Genomic DNA, 18696 nt, shown 5'->3' with positions numbered 1-18696 from the left:
CCCCCTGCCGCTCGTCGAGCTGCTCGAGCGTCAGCACTACCGGCTCGCGTACTGGCGCGTCGCTGACGAGGAGCTCAACTACCGCCGGTTCTTCGACGTGGGCACGCTCGTCGCGCTGCGCGTCGAGGACCCCGAGGTCTTCGACGCGACGCACCGCCTGGTGCTCGACCTGCTGGCGGACGGCACGATCGACGGCCTGCGGATCGACCACCCCGACGGCCTGGCCGACCCCACGGGCTACCTCGCCCGGCTGCGCGAGGCGAGCGGTGGCGCGTGGGTCGTGGTCGAGAAGATCCTCGAAGGCGACGAGGCGCTGCCGGGCGACTGGGAGACGGCTGGCACCACGGGGTACGACGCGCTGTGGCGCATCCAGCAGACGTTCGTCGACCCGGGTGGCGCCGCGCCGCTGGGTGCCCTCATGCACCGGCTCACCGGCGATGCCTCCGACGACTACGCGCACGTCGTCGAGCAGGCCAAGCGCGAGGTGATCGACGGACCCCTCTACGCCGAGATCTACCGCCTCACCACGCTCGCCGCGAGCATCTGCGCCGACGACCTGCGCCTGCGCGACCACACCTGGCGCGCGCTGCACGAGTGCCTCATCGAGCTCCTCGTCGCGTTCGACCGCTACCGCGCCTACGTCGTGCCGGGCGAGCAGGCGCACCCGGACTCGGTCGCGGCGCTCGAGCACGCGGCCGCGCTCGCCCGGACCCGCATGTCCTCCGAGCGCGCCGCGACCATGGACGTCGTGCTCGACCTGCTCCTGGGCCGCGAGGTGGGCAGCGCGGGCCGGACGCGCGGCCAGCGCCGCGACGAGCTCGTCGTGCGGTTCCAGCAGACGTGCGGCGCCGTGACCGCCAAGGGCGTCGAGGACACGGCGTACTACCGCTGGACGCAGCTCGTCGGGCTGTGCGAGGTCGGCGGCGAGCCGTCGCGGTTCGCGTTCACCCCCTCCGACCTGTCGGCGTGGGCCGCACGTCAGCAGGTCGCCTCGCCGCTGGCGATGACGACGCTGTCGACGCACGACACCAAGCGCGGCGAGGACACGCGCAACCGGCTCGGGGTGCTCAGCGAGCTCCCGCAGGAGTGGGCCCGCCTGGTCGGCGAGGTGCGCGCGCTCACCGCCGGGTCGCGCAGCTCGCGCGTCGACGGCCGCACCGAGCAGTGGCTGTGGCAGACGCTCGCCGGGACGTGGACCGCGGCCGGGCCGATCGCCGAGGACCGGCTCGTCGAGTACCTGACGAAGGCCGTGCGCGAGGCCAAGACGCACACGTTCTGGACCGCGCCCGACGAGGGATACGAGACCGCGGTGCTCGACCTCGCCCACCGGGCGCTCGCGCACGACGGCGTCGTCGCGCGGTTCGCGGACTGGGAGCAGCGCACACGCGAGGCCGTGCGTGCCGCGACGCTGGGCACCAAGCTCCTGCAGCTGACCCTGCCGGGGGTCCCGGACGTGTACCAGGGCACCGAGGTGGACGAGCCGACGCTCGTCGACCCCGACAACCGGCGGCCGGTCGACGTCGCACCGCTCGCCGCGCGGCTCGAGCGGCTCGACGACGGCGCCGGACCGCGGGACCTGTCCGACGAGAAGCTCCTGGTCACCTCGCGCACGCTGCGGCTGCGCCGGGAGCTGCCCGAGGCGTTCGTCGGCCCCGACGCGGGCTACGTCCCGCTCGCGCACTCCTCGGGGCACGCCGTGACGTACGCCCGCACGGTGGCCGACGACGCGCGCGTGGTGGTCGTCGCGACGCGCCTGGCCGTGTCGGTGGACCGGCTGGGCGGCTGGGCCGACCACACCGTGGCGGTCCCGGACGGCGCCTGGCGCGACGTGCTCACGGGGCGCGAGGTCACGGGCGGCGTCGTGTCCGTCGGTCCGCTGCTCGAGCGGCTGCCGGTCGCGCTGCTGGTCCGCGAGGGCTGACGTGCGCGCCGAGGTGTGGGCACCGGAGGCCGAGACGGTCGAGCTCGTCGTCGGTCCGGACGCGCGCGAGGTCCGGGCGCTGACGCGCGCCGACGGCGGGTGGTGGCACGACGACCGCGAGCTGCCGCACGGCACGGACTACGCGTTCCGCCTCGACGGCGGTCCCGCCCGGCCTGACCCGCGCAGCGCGTGGCAGCCGGCGGGGGTGCACGGCCCCAGCCGCGTGTTCGACACGGCGGCCTTCGCATGGACCGACGACGGCTGGGCGGGCGTCGACGTGCGCGGTCGCGTGCTCTACGAGCTGCACGTCGGGACCTTCACCCCCGAGGGCACGCTCGACGCCGCGGCGCAGCGGCTCGAGGAGCTCGTCGAGCTCGGCGTCGACGTCGTCGAGCTCCTGCCGATCGCACCGTTCGACGGCGACCGCGGCTGGGGCTACGACGGCGTGGGGCTGTACGCGGTGCACGAGGCGTACGGCGGGCCCGCCGCGCTGCAGCGCTTCGTCGACGCCGCGCACGCCCACGGCCTGGGAGTCTGCCTCGACGTGGTGCACAACCACTTGGGCCCGGTCGGCGCGTACGTGGGCGACTTCGGGCCGTACTGGACCGATGCGCACCACACGCCGTGGGGCGCGGCGATCAACCTCGACCAGCCGGGCTCGCGTGAGGTCCGCGCGTGGATCGTCGGCTCCGCGCTGCGCTGGCTGCGCGACTTCCACGTGGACGCGCTGCGGCTGGACGCGGTGCACGAGCTCAAGGACGAGTCCGTGCCGCACCTGCTCGCCGAGCTGTCCGACGCGGTCGCGACGCTCGCCGACGCGCTCGGGCGGCCCCTGTCCCTGGTCGCGGAGACCGACCTCAACGACCCCGTCTCCCTGGCCCCGACAGCTGACGGCGGCTGGGGCATGACCGCGCAGTGGGCGGACGACGTGCACCACGCGATCCACGCGCTCGTCACGGGCGAGCGGCACGGGTACTACGTGGACTTCGGCACGCCCGCGACGCTGCGGCACGCGCTCACACGCGTGTTCGTGCACGACGGCGGTCACTCGACGTTCCGCGGTCGCGCATGGGGACGCCCGGTACCGCCGGGCACGGACGGGCACCGGTTCGTCGTGAGCGTCCAGAACCACGACCAGGTGGGCAACCGCGCGCTCGGCGACCGACCCGCGCAGCGGCTCCCTTCCGGTGCGCTCGCGGGCGAGGCGGCGCTCGTGCTTTTGTCCCCGTTCACGCCGATGCTCTTCATGGGCGAGGAGTGGGGCACGCGCCGGCCGTTCCCGTTCTTCACCTCCTACGCCGAGCCGGACCTCGCCGACGCCGTCCGCGCGGGACGCGCGGCGGAGTTCTCCGGCCACGGCTGGCGCGAGCTCTACGACGGCGAGGTGCAGGTCCCCGACCCGCAGGACCCCGCGACGCGCGACGCGGCGGTGCTGGACCGCGACGAGCGCACGCGCGGCGAGCACGCGGTCCTGCACGACTGGTACCGCACGCTCGTCGCGCTGCGCCGCTCGGTGCCGGACCTCGCCTCGGGCGACCTGTCGGCGACCGACCTGACCTGGGACGGCCCCGAGACGGCCGACGGCCCGTGGCACGGGGTCCTGGTGCTGCACCGTGGACGCGCCCGCGTCGTGGTCAACCTCGACGACGACGAGCGCACGGTCGCGCTGGACCCCACGGTCGAGCCGCACGCCCCGGGCACCCGCCAGCACGGTGAGGGCTCCGCGGGAGCCCCGCTCGTGCTCGCGGCCCGGTGGGGTGAGGTGCGGGCCGTCCCGGGCGGTCTCGTCGTCGCGGGCAGGTCCGTCGCCGTGCTGGTGCCCGCAGCGGAGGCCTGAGGACGCAGCACCTCAGGTCCCGGCCGCCACCTCCTCGAGCACCGAGCGGAACGCGCGCACCGCGGGTGAGGCCAGGCCGGCGAGCCGCTGAGCCGTGAACACCGTGCGCCGCGGGCCGCCCGCGAGGGCGACGAGCCGGCACGTCGTGGCCCGATCGGTCCACACCAGGTCGGGCATGAGGGCGACCGCGTTGCCCGTCTCCACGAGGCGGATCTGTGCCTGCAGATCGGCCGTCTCGTAGCGGACGTCGGGCTCGAAGCCCGCGGCGCGGCAGGTCTGCTCGGCGAAGTGCCGTGACGCCGTCCCCCGGGGCTCCATGACCCACGGCAGGTCGCGCGCGTCGAGCAGCGACCCGACGAGGTGTCCGTCCGGGAGCCGACCGTCGGGCAGCTGGTCGTCGGGCGGCAGCGCGAGGCGGATCGCGTCGGTGGTGAGCTCATGCCTGTCGAGGCCCACCAGCCAGGGCGCCGCATGGGCGGGGTACTGCTCGGCGACGACCATGTCGAACTCGCGCGCCCAGGTCTCGTGCAGCGCCGTCTCGGGCTCGCGCTGCACCATCTCGACCCGGACCTGCGGGTACCGGTGCGCGGTGACGCGCAGCGCGGCGGGCATGAGCGCGAGCGCGGCGGACTGGAACACCGCGACGCGCACGCGGCCGCGCACCTCGGTGAGGGACGCGGCGACCTCGGCCTCCGCGCGCTCGATCGTGTCGAGCAGCTCGCCGGCGGCCGCGACGAGCACCTCGGCCTGCGGCGTGAGCCGCACCCCGCGACCGGACTTGCGCAGCAGCTCCAGTCCGGTCTCCTTCTCGAGCAGGCTCAGCTGCTGCGACACCGCGGACGGGCTGTAGCTCATCGCCTCCGCGACGGCCGCGAGCGTGCCGCGGATCGCCAGCTCGCGGAGCAGGACGAGGCGACGAAGATCGAGCACGGGAGCCTCCACTCGTCAGCGCTGATGATGATTACTCTGCCAGTTCCTTCACTGTTCGTGACGACTTGCCCGACCGATACTGGCCACGTCCCGCTCGCGCCGAGCCCGGTCGCCTCGCACGAAGGAACACCATGACGGTCCAGCCCACGCCTGCCCTGCCGTCGGACGCGCAGCCCGACGAGCCCGCGCCCGTCCTCCCGTCCGGGGACCGGCTCGACGAGCCCGCGCCGCGGCCCGCGACGACCGACGCCCTCGACCCCGCGCTCGCCCAGGAGGCCGTCGAGCTCGTCGAGCGCTGGCTGCACGAGGCCGCGGGGCACCCGGTCGACCGCTCGGCCGCCCAGCTCGCCGACGCGCTGCGGGACCCGGCCGGCCTCGCGTTCGTCGTCGGGTTCGTCGACGGCGTGATCCGGCCGCACGACGTGCACGTCGCCGCCGCCACGCTGCGCGACCTGTCCCGGCGCGCGCCCGCGTTCCTGTCCCCCGGGCTGCGCGCGCTCGTCCGCCTGGGCGGCGCGCTCGCACCCGTGCTGCCGCACCTCGTCGTCCCCGCGGCCCGCGCGGTGCTGCGCCGACTCGTCGGCCACCTCGTGATCGACGCGACCGACCGCCGCCTGGGCCGTTCGATCGCACGGCTACGCGCCGACGGCGCGCGGCTCAACGTCAACCTGCTGGGCGAGGCCATCCTGGGCCGCCGCGAGGCCGAGCGCCGACTCGCGGGCACGATGCGCCTGCTCGCGCGCGACGACGTCGACTACGTCTCGGTCAAGGTCTCCTCGACCGTCGCGCCGCACAACCCCTGGGCGCACGACGAGACCGTCGCGCACACCGTCGACCAGCTCCGACCGCTGTTCCTGCTCGCGGCGTCGGCCGCGAGCAAGAAGTTCATCAACCTCGACATGGAGGAGTACAAGGACCTCGACGTCACGCTCGAGGTGTTCATGCGCCTGCTCGACGAGCCGGCCCTGCTGCACCTCGAGGCGGGCATCGTGCTCCAGGCCTACCTGCCGGACGCGCTGCACGCCATGCGGCGACTGCAGGGCTGGGCCGCGGCACGTCGCGCGCGCGGCGGCGCCGCGATCAAGGTCCGTCTGGTCAAGGGCGCGAACCTGCCCATGGAGCACGTCGAGGCGGAGCTGCACGGCTGGCCCCTGGCGACGTGGCACTCCAAGCGCGAGTCCGACACGCACTACAAGCGCGTGCTCGAGTACGCGCTGCACCCGGAGCGCGTCCACAACGTGCGGCTCGGGGTCGCGGGGCACAACCTGTTCGACGTCGCGTACGCGTGGCTGCTCGCGGGCCGGCGCGGGGTCCGCGACGCCGTCGAGGTCGAGATGCTCCTCGGCATGGCGCAGGGCCAGGCCGGGGTCGTCCGGCGCGAGGTCGGCGGCCTGCTGCTCTACACGCCGGTCGTCGCGCCGCGCGAGTTCGACGTCGCGATCGCCTACCTGATCCGGCGGCTCGAGGAGGGCGCCTCGACCGAGAACTTCATGTCGGCGGTCTTCGAGCTCGACTCCGACCCGCAGCTGTTCGCCCGCGAGCGCGGCCGCTTCCTCGACTCCGTCGCCGCCCTCGGCGAGCAGGTGCCGGACCGTCACCGCACGCCCGAGCGGTACCCGGCCGGCGCGCCGCACCCGGGCCCGGGCAGGTTCGTCAGCACGCCGGACACCGACCCGGCCGTGCCCGAGAACCGCACGTGGGCCCGCGACCTGCTCGCCCGCGTGCCGGGCTCGACTCTGGGCTCCGCGACGATCGACGGGGCCTGGCTGCGCACGTCCAGCGAGGTCGACGCCCAGGTCACGGGCGCCCGCGAAGCCGCAGTGGCGTGGGCCGCGCTGCCGTCCGACGAGCGCGCGCGGGTGCTGCACCGCGCGGGCGAGGTGCTGGACGCGCACCGCGCCGAGCTGCTCGAGGTCATGGCCGCAGAGACCGGCAAGACGATCGACCAGGGCGACCCGGAGGTGTCCGAGGCCGTCGACTTCGCCCACTACTACGCCGAGCTCGCGCGCGACCTCGACCACGTGGACGGGGCTCGGTTCACGCCCGCCCGGCTCACGCTCGTCACTCCCCCGTGGAACTTCCCCGTGGCGATCCCGGCGGGGTCGACCCTGGCTGCGCTCGCCACCGGGTCGGCGGTGCTGCTCAAGCCCGCGGGCCAGTCGCAGCGCTGCGGCGCCGTGCTCGCCGAGCTGCTGTGGGACGCGGGCGTCCCGCGCGACGTGCTGCGGCTGGTCCAGGTCGACGAGGACGCGCTGGGCCGCACGCTCGTGGCGCACACCGGAGTCGACCGGGTGATCCTGACGGGCGCGTACGACACCGCGGCCCTGTTCCGCTCGTTCCGCGCCGACCTGCCGCTGCTCGCCGAGACCAGCGGCAAGAACGCGATCATCGTGACTCCCAGCGCAGACCTGGACCTGGCGGTCCGCGACGTCGTGACCTCGGCGTTCGGGCACGCGGGCCAGAAGTGCTCGGCGGCCTCGCTCGTCGTGCTCGTCGGCTCGGTCGCGACGTCGCGCCGGTTCCGCGACCAGCTCCTCGACGCGGCCGCCTCGCTCGTCGTCGGCTACCCGGACGACGCACGCACCCAGATGGGGCCCGTGATCGAGCCGGCCGCGGGCAAGCTCCTGTCCGGGCTGACGGAGCTGGCCCCGGGTGAGCACTGGGCGCTGCAGCCGCGTCGGCTCGACGAGACCGGACGGCTGTGGAGCCCGGGCGTCCGCGTGGGCGTGCGGCGCGGCGCCCCCGCCCACCTGACCGAGTACTTCGGGCCGGTGCTGTCCGTCATGACGGCCGCGGACCTCGACGAGGCGGTCGCGATCGCCAACGACGTCGACTACGGCCTCACGGCGGGCCTGCACTCGCTCGACCCCGACGAGATCGCCACGTGGCTCGCCCGGGTCGAGGCCGGCAACCTGTACGTCAACCGCGGGATCACGGGCGCGATCGTGCGTCGGCAGCCGTTCGGCGGCTGGAAGCGGTCCGCCGTGGGCCCGGGCGCCAAGGCCGGTGGCCCGAGCTACCTCGACGGCCTGGGCACCTGGCGCACCGCGACCGCCACCGAGGGCGCCGACGTCACCGACGAGCGCGTCCGCGCGATCGTGCACGCCGCACGCCAGGAGCTCACGGTCGCCGAGGCGGATGCGGTCGAGCGCGGCGCGCGCAGCGACGCGCTGGCGCTCGCCACGCGGTTCGCCCCCCGGGACGTCACAGGCCTCGTCGCCGAGCGCAACGTGCTGCGGCACCTGCCCTACGGCGATCCGGTGCTCGTGCGGCTCGCGGCGGGCCAGCTCGCGGGTGGTCTGGCGCGCGTGGTCGCCGCCGCGGCCGCGGCCGGAACGCGCGTGGTCGTGTCGAGCGCGAACACCCTCCCGCCGGGCCTCACCGCGGCGATCGGCGCGGCGGCGGTCGAGCTGCACGTGGAGGACGAGGGCGCCTGGCTCGCACGCCTGGCCGGACTCGACGGGGGCCGGGTGCGGCTCGTCGGTGCCCCCGCGGGCTCGGTGGTCTCCGCGACGCGGGGCCGGCCCGACGTCGCGATCTGGGACCACCCGGCGACCGAGTCGGGCCGGGTCGAGCTCCTGCCGTTCCTGCGCGAGCAGGCCGTGAGCGTCACGGCGCACCGGTTCGGGACGCCGAACCACCTCACGGACGAGGTGCTGACCTCGGCGTGAGCCGTCAGGCGCCGGGCGCCGGTCGGACCTGTGCTGCGGCCGCAAGCGCGGCGCCCTCGGACGCGAGCGCGCCCAGCCGCGACAGCGCGCGGTAGTACTTCTTGCGGTACCCGCCGCGCCGCATCTCCTGAGAGAAGAGCTCGTCGGTCCCGCCGCCGCCGAGCAGCACCGGCACGTCGCGGTCGTACAGACGGTCCACGAGCACGACGAGCCGCAGCGCGACGTCCTGCTTGCGCACAGCGTGCACGCCCGTGAGCCCGACGAGCGAGACGCCGTCGAGCAGCGCGCCGTACTTCGACGGGTGGACGGTCGCCAGGTGGTCGAGCAGCGCGCCGAAGTCGTCGAGCGTGGCGCCGTCGCGGCCCGCGGCCACGGCCTGCACGACGTCGTCCGGCAGCGCCTCGCCGTGCTCGACGCTGCGGTGGCGGTAGTCGTCGCCGTCGACGCGCAGCACGTCGAAGCGTGCCGCGAGCGCCTGGATCTCGCGCAGGAAGTCGTCCGCCGCGAACCGCCCCTCGCCCAGTGACCCGGGCAGCGTGTTCGAGGTCGCCGCGAGGGCGACGCCGTGGTCGGCGAGCTCGCGCAGGAGCCGCGACATGAGCACGGTGTCACCCGGGTCGTCGAGCTCGAACTCGTCGATGCAGACGAGCCGGTAGGCCGCGAGCGCGTCGACGGTCTGCCGGAAGCCGAGCGCCCCGACGAGGTTGGTGTACTCGACGAACGTCCCGAACGCCGCGCGCTGTCCCGCCGCGGTGACGGCGTGCGCGAGCGCGGCCAGCAGGTGGGTCTTGCCGACGCCGAACCCGCCGTCGAGGTACACGGCCTCGGGCTGCGCGCGGCGCTTCTTCCACCACGACGAGGCCGCCGGCCGCCCGATCGTCTGCGCCGCGCCGCGCAGGCGTGCCACCGCCGCCGCCTGGCTGCCGTGCGCCGCATCCGGCACGTAGGACTCGAACGACGCGGACGCGAAGTGGGGCGGCGGGACGAGCTCGGCGACGAGGCGGGCCGGGTCGACCGCGGGCACGCGCGCGGTGAGCGCCAGAGGTGGGCCGGCGGGCTGGAGGTCCGTCACGAGGGTCCAGAGTACGTCCACGACATGGTCGGAACGGCGTCCACATGCCGTCGCGCTCGTCTCACCATCCGGTCTAGGACTCCCCGAACGAGCGAACCCGTGTGAATCTCGACGCGTGATCTTCGTCGGGTTCGTGCGTGTCTGTCGGCCGTGTGCCGGCTCGGCAGCGCGTGCCCGCACGTCCATGTGCATGTGCTGCTGTCTGCGGAGCAACTGACCCCGCCCCTCGTCCCCCACCCGGGCGCGCGGTCGTGCCCGGACGGAAGACCAGCGCTCCCGCTGTGTCCTGGGTGCAGCCGTACGCCGTGAACGTCCTGGAGGTAGCGCCACATGGCGCAGACCCGGATCGCCCCACCCGCAGCGAAGGTCGAAGGCCAGTGGGCCTTCGACCAGCGTGAGCCCCTCAACGGCAACGAGGAGCTCAAGCAGGCCGACGACGGCCTGAACGTCCGCCACCGCATCGAGACCATCTACGCCCATCAGGGCTTCGACTCCATCCCGGGTGACGACCTGCGCGGCCGGATGCGCTGGTGGGGCCTGTACACGCAGCGGCGCCCCGGGATCGACGGCGGCAAGACGGCGACCCTCGAGGCGCACGAGCTCGAGGACTCGTACTTCATGCTCCGCGTCCGCTGCGACGGCGGGAAGCTCACGCTGCAGCAGCTGCGCACGGTCGCGGCCATCTCGCGCGAGTTCGGGCGGGACACGGCCGACATCACGGACCGGCAGAACATCCAGCTGCACTGGATCCGCATCGAGGACGTCCCCGAGATCTGGCGACGGCTCGAGTCGGTGGGCCTGACCACGCAGGAGGCGTGCGGTGACGTCCCGCGCGTCATCGTCGGCTCGCCCGTCGCGGGCGTCGCGGCCGACGAGATCGTCGACGGCACCCCCGCGATCGAGGAGATCCACCGTCGCTACATCGGCGACCCGGCGTTCTCGAACCTGCCGCGCAAGTGGAAGACCGCGATCAGCGGGTCGCCGCACCAGGACGTGGCGCACGAGATCAACGACGTCGCGTTCGTCGGCGTCGTGCACCCCGAGCTCGGGCCGGGATTCGACCTGTGGGTGGGCGGCGCGCTGTCGACCAACCCCATGCTCGGCAAGCGGCTCGGCGCGTTCGTCACGCTCGAGCAGGTGCCCGAGGTGTGGGTCGGCGTCACGTCGATCTTCCGCGACTACGGCTACCGCCGGCTGCGCACGCGCGCCCGCCTGAAGTTCCTCCTCGCCGACTGGGGCACCGAGCTGTTCCGCCAGGTCCTCGAGGGCGAGTACCTGGGCTACGCGCTGCCCGACGGCCCCGAGCCCGCGCCGCCACCCACGGGTCGCCGCGACCACGTGGGCGTGCACCCCCAGAAGGACGGGCGCTTCTACGTCGGTGCCGCCCCCATGGTCGGCCGCATCTCGGGGCCGATCCTCGACGCGGTCGCCGACCTGGTCGAGGCCGCCGGCTCCGATCGCGTCCAGCTCACCAGCGAGCAGAAGCTCGTCGTCCTCGACGTCGCGAGCGACGACGTCGACACGGTGGTCGACGGACTCGAGGCGCTCGGGCTGCAGGTCCGCCACGCGTCGACGTTCCGGCGCGGCACCCTCGCGTGCACCGGGATCGAGTTCTGCAAGCTCGCGATCGTCGAGACCAAGGCCAGGGCGACCGCGCTCGTGGGTGAGCTCGAGAAGCGCCTGCCCACGTTCGACCAGCCGATCACGATCAACGTCAACGGCTGCCCCAACTCGTGCGCCCGCATCCAGACGGCCGACATCGGCCTCAAGGGCGCGCTCGCGCAGGGTGAGGAGGGCTACCAGGTGCACCTCGGCGGCGGCCTCGGGCTGTCGCTCGGACTGGGCAAGACGCTGCGTGGTCTGCGCGTCCCGGCCTCGGAGCTCGAGGACTACGTCGAGCGCGTGACCCGCCGGTTCGACGAGCAGCGCCTCGAGGGCGAGCTCTTCGCCGAGTGGGTCCAGCGCGCGGACGAGGAGGACCTGCGATGAGCACGTCCGAGGGGCGCGCGGTGCCGTACTACTGCCCGTTCTGCGCGAGCGAGGACCTCTGGCCGGCGAGCGAGACGCACGGTCAGTGGGAGTGCCGCTCGTGCACGCGCACGTTCGCGCTGCGCTTCGTCGGGCTGTCCGCTACGGGAGGTGACCGATGAGCACGTCGACACCGGCTGCGGCCGACCTGACCGACGACGAGCTGCGCACGCTCGCCGAGCAGGCCGGTGCCGAGCTCGAGGGCGCGCACCCGCGGGAGATCGTCGCGTGGGCCGCGCGCACGTTCGGCCCGGACCTGGTGCTCGCCTCCTCGATGGGCGACGAGGTGCTCGTGCACCTCGCCGCGCAGGCGGCCCCGGGCATCGAGGTGATCTTCCTCGACACCGGCTACCACTTCGCCGAGACCATCGGCACGCGCGACTACTACGCCGACTTCACCCCGATCCACCTCACGACGATCCTCCCGCTGCGCACGGTGGCCGAGCAGGACGCCGAGCACGGCGCACGCCTGCACGACCGCGACCCGAACCTGTGCTGCGCGCTGCGCAAGGTCGAGCCGCTCGAGCGCGGGCTGGCGCCGTACCGCGCGTGGATCACGGGAATGCGCCGCGAGGACGCCCCCACACGCACGGACATCGCCGTGGTCGGCTGGGACGCGCGGCGAGGCAAGGTCAAGCTCAACCCCCTGGCCGCGTGGACCCAGGCCGACGTCGACGCCTACGTCGAGGCGGAAGGCGTCGTCCTGAACCCCCTGCGCCAGGCGGGGTACGCCTCCATCGGGTGTGCCCCGTGCACGCGCGCCGTCGCCCCGGGTGAGGACCCGCGGGCGGGGCGCTGGTCCGGTACCTCCAAGACGGAATGCGGTCTGCACACATGACGACGACGCTCGGCGCCCCGTCCCCCACGCCGGCAGCCACCCCGGCACCCACCCGGCTCACGCAGCTCGACGCACTCGAGTCCGAGGCCGTCCACGTCATGCGCGAGGTGGCCGGCGAGTTCGAGCGTCCCGTGCTGCTGTTCTCGGGCGGCAAGGACTCGATCGTCATGCTGCACCTCGCGCGCAAGGCGTTCTGGCCCGCCACGGTGCCGTTCACGCTGCTGCACGTCGACACGGGCCACAACTTCCCCGAGGTGCTCGCGTACCGCGACGCGACCGTCGCGGAGCACAGCCTGCGGCTCGTCGTCGCGCACGTGCAGGACGCGATCGACGACGGCCGCGTGCACGAGCGTCCCGACGGCTCGCGCAACGCGCTGCAGACCGTCCCCCTGCTCGACGCGATCACGTCGCACAGGTTCGACGCGGTGTTCGGCGGCGGGCGGCGCGACGAGGAGAAGGCGCGCGCCAAGGAGCGCGTCTTCTCGCTGCGCGACGAGTTCGGCCAGTGGGACCCCCGCCGTCAGCGGCCCGAGCTGTGGGACCTGTACAACGGGCGCCACAAGCCGGGCGAGCACGTCCGCGTCTTCCCGCTGTCCAACTGGACCGAGCTCGACGTCTGGCGCTACATCGAGCGCGAGCGCATCGAGCTGCCGGACATCTACTACTCGCACGAGCGCGAGGTGTTCGCGCGCGACGGCATGTGGCTGGCCCCCGGCGACTGGGGCGGGCCGCGCGACGGCGAGAGGCTCGAGACCCGCACGGTGCGCTACCGCACCGTGGGCGACATGAGCTGCACGGGCGCGGTCGAGTCGACCGCGACCACGGTCGCCGACGTCATCGCGGAGGTCGCTGCGAGCCGGCTGACCGAACGCGGGGCGACGCGCGCCGACGACCGGGCCTCCGAGGCCGCCATGGAGGACCGCAAGCGCGAGGGCTACTTCTGATGACGACGAGCACGACGAACCCCACGACGACCGCCGCTCCCGTCGAGAGGCCCGTCGAGACGCTCGACGACGCGCTCGACGGCGCCGCGCAGCACGCGAGCCGCGAGCTCCTGCGCCTGGCGACCGCGGGCTCGGTCGACGACGGCAAGAGCACGCTCATCGGCCGCCTGCTCTACGACACGAAGTCGGTCCTCGCGGACCAGCTCTCGGCCGTGGAGCGTGCGACCGCCGCCCGCGGAGCCGCAGTCGGCGAGGTCGACCTCGCGCTGCTCACCGACGGCCTGCGCGCCGAGCGCGAGCAGGGCATCACCATCGACGTCGCCTACCGGTACTTCTCCACGGCCCGGCGGGCGTTCGTCCTCGCGGACACCCCCGGCCACGTGCAGTACACGCGCAACATGGTCACCGGCGCCTCGACCGCCCAGCTCGCGATCGTCCTGGTCGACGCGCGCAAGGGCGTGCTGGAGCAGACACGCCGGCACGCGACCGTGGCGGCGCTGCTCGGCGTCCCGCACGTGCTGCTCGCGGTCAACAAGATGGATCTCGTCGACTTCGACGAGGCCACGTTCCGCGCGATCCGCGACGACTTCGCCACGTACGCCCAGGGACTCGGCCTGCCGGACGTGCTCGCGGTGCCCGTGTCGGCGCTCACGGGTGACAACGTGGTCGACCGCTCGTCGCGCACGCCCTGGTACGACGGTCCGACGCTGCTCGAGCACCTCGAGACCGTCCCGGTCTCCGACGTCCGGGCCGACGACGAGCTGCGCCTGCCCGTCCAGCTCGTGATCCGTCCGCGCACGGCGGAGCACCCGGACTACCGCGGGTACGGCGGCCGCATCACGTCGGGCACCGTGCGGGTCGGCGACGCGCTCACGGTGCTGCCCTCGGGCAAGACGAGCGTCGTGACGGGCATCGACGAGTTCGACGGTCCGCTCGAGGCGGCCGCGGCGGGCCGGTCGGTGACGGTCCGCCTCGCGGACGAGCTCGACATCTCCCGCGGCGACGTCCTCGTGCCGACGGGCGCCCGGACGACGGTCGGTCAGGACCTCGTGGGCACGGTCTGCTGGCTGTCCGAGCGCCGCTCGGTGCTGGGCGCCCGCCTGCTGGTGCGCATCGGCACCCGGACGGTGCGCGCCCTGCTGCGCGAGGTCGACGCGCGCCTCGACGTCGACACGCAGACCGTCGAGCTGCTCAGCGGCGTGGACACCGCGCACGCGGTCGACGCGACGGACACGTCGTCGGAGGCGGCACCCTCGGGGCTCGGGCTCAACGCGATCGGGCGCGTCCGCGTGCGTCTGGCCGAGCCCGTCCTGCTCGACGACTACGCCCTGCACCGCGGGACCGGGGCGTTCCTGCTCGTCGACCCGTCCGACGGCACGACGCTCGCGGCGGGCATGGTCGGCCCCACCCTGCTCGACCGACTGGCCCCTGGCGACGGGGGCGAGTCCGACTCGGACTGGCTCGCGGGCGCCGGCATCTGATGCACGGGCTCTTCCTGGACCTGCGCGGACGGCGCGTCGTCATGGTCGGCGGCGGGCCCGTTGCCGCGCGGCGCACGGTGAGGCTCGTCGAGGACGGCGCCGACGTGCTCGTCGTGGCGCCCGCGGTGTGCGAGGACCTCGCGGCGCTGGTCGGCTCCGGCGCGGTCCGCTGGGCGCAGCGTGACTACGCGGACGGGGACCTGGCGGAGGCGTGGCTCGTCCACACCGCGACCGGCGTGCGCGAGACCGACGCGCGCGTCGCTGCGGACGCCGAGGCCGCGCGCGTGTGGTGCGTCCGCGCCGACGACGCCGCGCTCTCGGCGGCGTGGAGCCCCGCCGTCGCCCGCGCGGGTGATGTCACCGTCGCGGTGAGCGCAGGCGGCGACCCGCGCCGCGCGGCCCGGCTGCGGTCCGCGATCGCTGTGCTGCTCGACACAGGCTCGCTCCCCCTGCGCCACCACCGCGCGCCCGCGGCCGGGGGCGTCACGCTCGTCGGTGGCGGGCCCGGCGACCCCGGGCTCATCACGACGAAGGGACGACGCGCACTGGCCGAGGCCGACGTGGTCGTGGTCGACCGGCTCGCGCCGCGCGCGCTGCTCGATGACCTCGACCCGGACGTCGAGGTCATCGAGGCGGGCAAGGCACCGCACGCGCACACGCTCACGCAGGCCGAGATCAACGCCGTGCTCGTCGAGCGGGCGCGCGTCGGCAGGCGCGTCGTGCGGCTCAAGGGCGGCGACCCGTACGTCCTGGGGCGTGGCGGCGAGGAGGTGCAGGCGTGCGTCGCGGCGGGCGTGCCGGTCACCGTGGTGCCCGGCGTGACCAGCGCGATCGCCGTGCCGGGAGCCGCCGGCATCCCCGTGACCCACCGCGGCCTGTCCCGGCAGGTGACGATCCTGTCCGCGCACGACTCGACGCCGCACTGGCCGACCCTCGCCCAGCTCGACGGGACGCTCGTGCTGCTCATGGGCGTGGCACGAATCGGCGCGTACGCCGACGCGCTCGTCGCGCACGGCCGCGACGCCGCGACCCCGGTGGCGGTCGTCGAGAACGGCACCCTGCCCGGCCAGCGCACCACGGTGGGCACGCTCGCGACGATCGCCGACCTGGCGGTCGCCCGCGCGGTGGCGAACCCCGCCGTGATCGTCGTCGGGGACGTCGCCGCGCTGGCAGACGTCCTGTAGCCGGTGCTCGTGAACGGCGGTCCGACGAGCAGGGCTCGGCAGCTCCCGCGCCGGGGGCCTACGGTCGAGCCATGACCGACGCGCCTCCGCTGGACGTGCTGCTCCCCCGGTCCGACCGGACGCCCGTGCGGCTCGAGCCGCGCGCCGACGAGGCGGAGCTCGTGGCCCTGATCGACGAGCGACCCGCCGAGCGGACGCAGCACACCGGGCCGACGCTCGTGGTGCGGGCCAACATGATCACGACGCTCGACGGCGCGGCGACCGGCCCCGACCACGTCACCGGCTCGATCAACGGTCCCGCCGACCTGCGGGTGTTCGAGGCGTTGCGGGTCCTGGCGGACGTCGTGCTGGTCGGCGCGGGCACGGTGCGCCAGGAGCGGTACAACACGCTCACGCTGCCCGAGCCGCTCGCAGCCACGCGCCGCGCGCACGGGCGCGAGGCGCCGATCGAGCTCGCGGTGGTGACCCGATCGGGCGACCTGCCCGACCTGCTGCTCGACGCCGACCGTCCGCCGCTCGTCGTCACGACCGCCGCCAACCCGCGGCTCGACGCGCTGCGCGAACGCGTCGGGGCGGACCGGGTCGTGGTCGCCGGGGACGTCGAGGTCGACCTCGTGGTCACGCTGCGGGCGCTCGTCGACCGCGGGCTGACGAACGTGCTCACCGAGGGCGGACCGTCCGTCCTGGCTGAGCTCGTCGCGCGGGACCTCGTCGACGAGCTGTTCCTCACGTGGTCCCCGGTGCTCACGGGCGGCCCGGCGCCGCGGGTCCTCGACGGCGCGCCGTGGCTGAACCCGCCGCGCGAGGCGGCGCTGCTGCACCTGCTGCACGCCGACGGCGTGCTGCTCGGACGCTGGGGCGTGCGCGCGCCGGGACGGCACGAGTCCAACTAGGCTCGCCACGTGACCGACACGATCCTGGTCCTCATCGAGGACACCCTCGCGCCCGTCGACGTCCAGCACCTGCTCGCGCTGCACGAGGGCGAGGAACTCGCCTACCACGTGCTCGTGCCCGCGGACTCGAACCGTCCTCTGCTACCGACGATCGTGGACAACCTCGGTCTGGGCGAGCTCAAGGACGCTCTCGCCCGGCTCCGCGGCAAGGAGCCGACCCCGACCGAGGCCAAGGCCACTGCGGACGAGCAGCTCAGCGCGACGCTCGCAGAGTTCGCCGCGGCGGGGCGCGCGGCCACCGGCGAGGTCGTCGCGGACGACCCGCTCCCCGCGCTGCGGCAGGCGGTCACCGACGGCGACGCGCGCGAGGTCGCGATCGTCACCTACCCGCACGCCTGGCTGGACACGTTCCACCAGGACTGGGCGTCGCGCGCCCGCGAGGCACTCGAGGTCCCGGTGCTGCACCTGTACTCCGGCACGTCCGAGCTCGGCTGAGCCGCACGGGCACGAGGAGAGCCCGGCGGGATGGTTCCCGCCGGGCTCCTCGTGGCGGCTCCGGCGTCGTTCATCCGGACCCACGCGCAGCGTCAGCCCCGCGTGGGGCCGGAGCCCGTGCGGGTCAGAAGCCCGTGTCCGTCGGTTCGGGGTACCACCGACGGAACTTGCGGATCTGGTTGACCGAGGCCGCCAGGATGTAGAACCGGCGTCGCGGCGACAGGTCCCGCTCGTAGCGAAGCGGGTGGGCCGTCGCACGCGCCTTGATCAGCCGACGGACACGTGCGGCCAGCTGGGGCTCGCGGACGTACCTCAGCAGCAGCCGGTGGGGCAGGATCGAGTAGAGCACCTCGCGGTCGACGACGACGGGCTCGACCGCGTGTCCCTCGATCCGGTCCTCCACGACGAAGCGCACCGGGTTCGCGCCCGCCGCGGTGACGTAGTAGTTGTTCCGCCCGATGCGCGGGTTGACCTCGAAGAACCGGAACGCGCCGGTACGCGGGTCGACCTTGACGTCGAAGTTGGCGAACCCGACGTACCCGGTGCTCGTGAGGAAGCGGTGCGCCTGCTCGAGCATCGCGTCGTCGCGGTAGGTGATCATCGCCGCGGGGTTCCCGAGGCCGGACGGCGTGTGCTCCTCGAGCAGCACGTGCGCGCAGCACGAGAGCGTCACGACCCCACGCTGGTCCACGTAGGCCGTCACGGACCGCATCTGCGTGTCGTCGCCGGGGACGAGCTCCTGCACGACGAAGCGTCCGGCGAAGCCCGCCTCCCGCAGCGAGCGCCACAACGCGGCGAGCTCGGCGGGTGACGAGATCTCGAAGACCTTCTTCTTCCCCTCGAACTCCACGTCCTGGTAGTCCGCGCTGCTCGCCGCCTTCGCGATGAGCGGGTACTCGAGGTCGACCGGCACGTCGGGCTCGCCGGCCCCGAAGCCCTGCACGAGGGTGCGCGGCACGGAGATGCCGAGCTCGGCGCAGATCTCGGCGAACGTCGCCTTGTCGCTGATCCGCGCGAGGAGCTCGGCGGACAGGAACGGCACGGCGTAGAACGGCTCGAGCTCGGCACGGTGCTCGACGACCACGCGCACGAGCCAGTCCGAGTTCGCCATGAGCAGCAGGCGGCGGTCCGGGGTGCGGCGGGCGACGTCGAGCAACCGGTCGACGAGCTGGCGCGGGTCGTGGCCGTCCGCGACGATCTCGTGCCGCACGATCGACGAGTGCTGCACGGGCCCGAGCGCGGCGCCGGCGACGACGATCGACGTCACCCCGTACTGCTCGTGGAACGAGCGGGCAAGGGCGTAGACGCCGATGTCGGCGCCCAGGATGACCGGCTGGAGCGGACGCGCGTCCAGCCGGTCGTCCTGCGGCGTGCCTGCGGCGCCGAGCGGGTCCGTCACGCG

General features: G+C 74.2%; 14 protein-coding genes. 11 read left to right on the top strand and 3 right to left on the bottom strand.

The genetic code is table 11. The features are described 5' to 3' along the window. Both treY and treZ read left to right on the top strand, forming a co-directional pair. Nucleotides 1-1921, top strand: a 1921-nt coding sequence (gene treY, locus CGE01nite_RS15335; protein WP_141371610.1) for a malto-oligosyltrehalose synthase, incomplete at its 5' end; no start/stop codon positions are given. Nucleotide 1922: 1 nt separating this feature from the next. Beyond that, nucleotides 1923-3758 (top strand): malto-oligosyltrehalose trehalohydrolase, encoded by a 1836-nt coding sequence (gene treZ, locus CGE01nite_RS15330; RefSeq protein ID WP_141371609.1) that lies wholly within the window; start codon nucleotides 1923-1925, stop codon nucleotides 3756-3758. 12 nt (nucleotides 3759-3770) lie between these two features. On the opposite strand, the gene CGE01nite_RS15325 is transcribed toward treZ, so the two are convergent. After that, on the bottom strand, nucleotides 3771-4688 hold the full coding sequence (locus tag CGE01nite_RS15325; protein WP_048344211.1) for a LysR family transcriptional regulator: 918 nt from the start codon (nucleotides 4686-4688) through the stop codon (nucleotides 3771-3773). A 131-nt stretch (nucleotides 4689-4819) separates the two neighbouring features. Between CGE01nite_RS15325 and CGE01nite_RS15320 the strand changes: the two genes are divergently transcribed. Continuing rightward, complete coding sequence (locus CGE01nite_RS15320; RefSeq protein WP_141371608.1) at nucleotides 4820-8359, top strand: bifunctional proline dehydrogenase/L-glutamate gamma-semialdehyde dehydrogenase; 3540 nt, start codon at nucleotides 4820-4822, stop codon at nucleotides 8357-8359. A 4-nt stretch (nucleotides 8360-8363) separates the two neighbouring features. Here CGE01nite_RS15320 and zapE read toward each other — a convergent pair whose 3' ends face one another. Further along, nucleotides 8364-9431 carry a cell division protein ZapE gene (gene zapE / locus CGE01nite_RS15315; protein ID WP_229747551.1) on the bottom strand — a complete coding sequence of 356 codons (1068 nt, stop codon included), beginning with the start codon at nucleotides 9429-9431 and terminating at the stop codon, nucleotides 8364-8366. A gap of 330 nt (nucleotides 9432-9761) precedes the next feature. Here zapE and CGE01nite_RS15310 point away from each other — a divergent pair, with 330 nt between their 5' ends. The 8 genes from CGE01nite_RS15310 to CGE01nite_RS15280 all read left to right on the top strand — a co-directional run bounded on the left by CGE01nite_RS15310 (nucleotide 9762) and on the right by CGE01nite_RS15280 (nucleotide 17294). Further along, a complete protein-coding gene (locus tag CGE01nite_RS15310) occupies nucleotides 9762-11420 on the top strand; it encodes a nitrite/sulfite reductase (RefSeq protein ID WP_141371607.1) in 1659 nt (552 codons plus the stop codon). Beyond that, entirely contained in the window at nucleotides 11417-11581 is a 165-nt protein-coding gene (locus CGE01nite_RS17055) for a hypothetical protein (protein ID WP_170211002.1), read from the top strand. The genes CGE01nite_RS15310 and CGE01nite_RS17055 overlap by 4 nt, the downstream gene beginning before the upstream one ends. Next, entirely contained in the window at nucleotides 11578-12297 is a 720-nt protein-coding gene (locus tag CGE01nite_RS15305; protein WP_048344214.1) for a phosphoadenylyl-sulfate reductase, read from the top strand. Before CGE01nite_RS17055 ends, CGE01nite_RS15305 begins: the two co-directional genes overlap by 4 nt. Beyond that, entirely contained in the window at nucleotides 12294-13241 is a 948-nt protein-coding gene (gene cysD, locus CGE01nite_RS15300; RefSeq protein WP_048344215.1) for a sulfate adenylyltransferase subunit CysD, read from the top strand. Before CGE01nite_RS15305 ends, cysD begins: the two co-directional genes overlap by 4 nt. After that, nucleotides 13241-14722, top strand: coding sequence for a sulfate adenylyltransferase subunit 1 (locus CGE01nite_RS15295; RefSeq protein WP_141371606.1), 1482 nt, complete (start codon nucleotides 13241-13243; stop codon nucleotides 14720-14722). The genes cysD and CGE01nite_RS15295 overlap by 1 nt, the downstream gene beginning before the upstream one ends. Further along, a complete protein-coding gene (gene cobA / locus CGE01nite_RS15290) occupies nucleotides 14722-15906 on the top strand; it encodes a uroporphyrinogen-III C-methyltransferase (protein ID WP_141371605.1) in 1185 nt (394 codons plus the stop codon). Before CGE01nite_RS15295 ends, cobA begins: the two co-directional genes overlap by 1 nt. A gap of 71 nt (nucleotides 15907-15977) precedes the next feature. Then, on the top strand, nucleotides 15978-16799 hold the full coding sequence (locus tag CGE01nite_RS15285) for a dihydrofolate reductase family protein (RefSeq protein WP_141371604.1): 822 nt from the start codon (nucleotides 15978-15980) through the stop codon (nucleotides 16797-16799). 9 nt (nucleotides 16800-16808) lie between these two features. Next, nucleotides 16809-17294 carry a hypothetical protein gene (locus CGE01nite_RS15280; RefSeq protein WP_048344218.1) on the top strand — a complete coding sequence of 162 codons (486 nt, stop codon included), beginning with the start codon at nucleotides 16809-16811 and terminating at the stop codon, nucleotides 17292-17294. Nucleotides 17295-17418: 124 nt separating this feature from the next. Here the strand turns inward: CGE01nite_RS15280 and CGE01nite_RS15275 are convergent, their stop codons facing one another. Further along, nucleotides 17419-18693 carry a carboxylate--amine ligase gene (locus tag CGE01nite_RS15275; protein ID WP_229747550.1) on the bottom strand — a complete coding sequence of 425 codons (1275 nt, stop codon included), beginning with the start codon at nucleotides 18691-18693 and terminating at the stop codon, nucleotides 17419-17421. Nucleotides 18694-18696: the final 3 nt, after the last annotated feature.

Origin of the sequence: Cellulomonas gelida (assembly GCF_006538725.1) — a bacterium.
Taxonomy (GTDB): Bacteria; Actinomycetota; Actinomycetes; order Actinomycetales; family Cellulomonadaceae; genus Cellulomonas; species Cellulomonas gelida.
The sequence above is the reverse complement of the archived record's forward strand: the minus strand, read 5'-3'. Positions and strand labels throughout refer to the sequence as shown.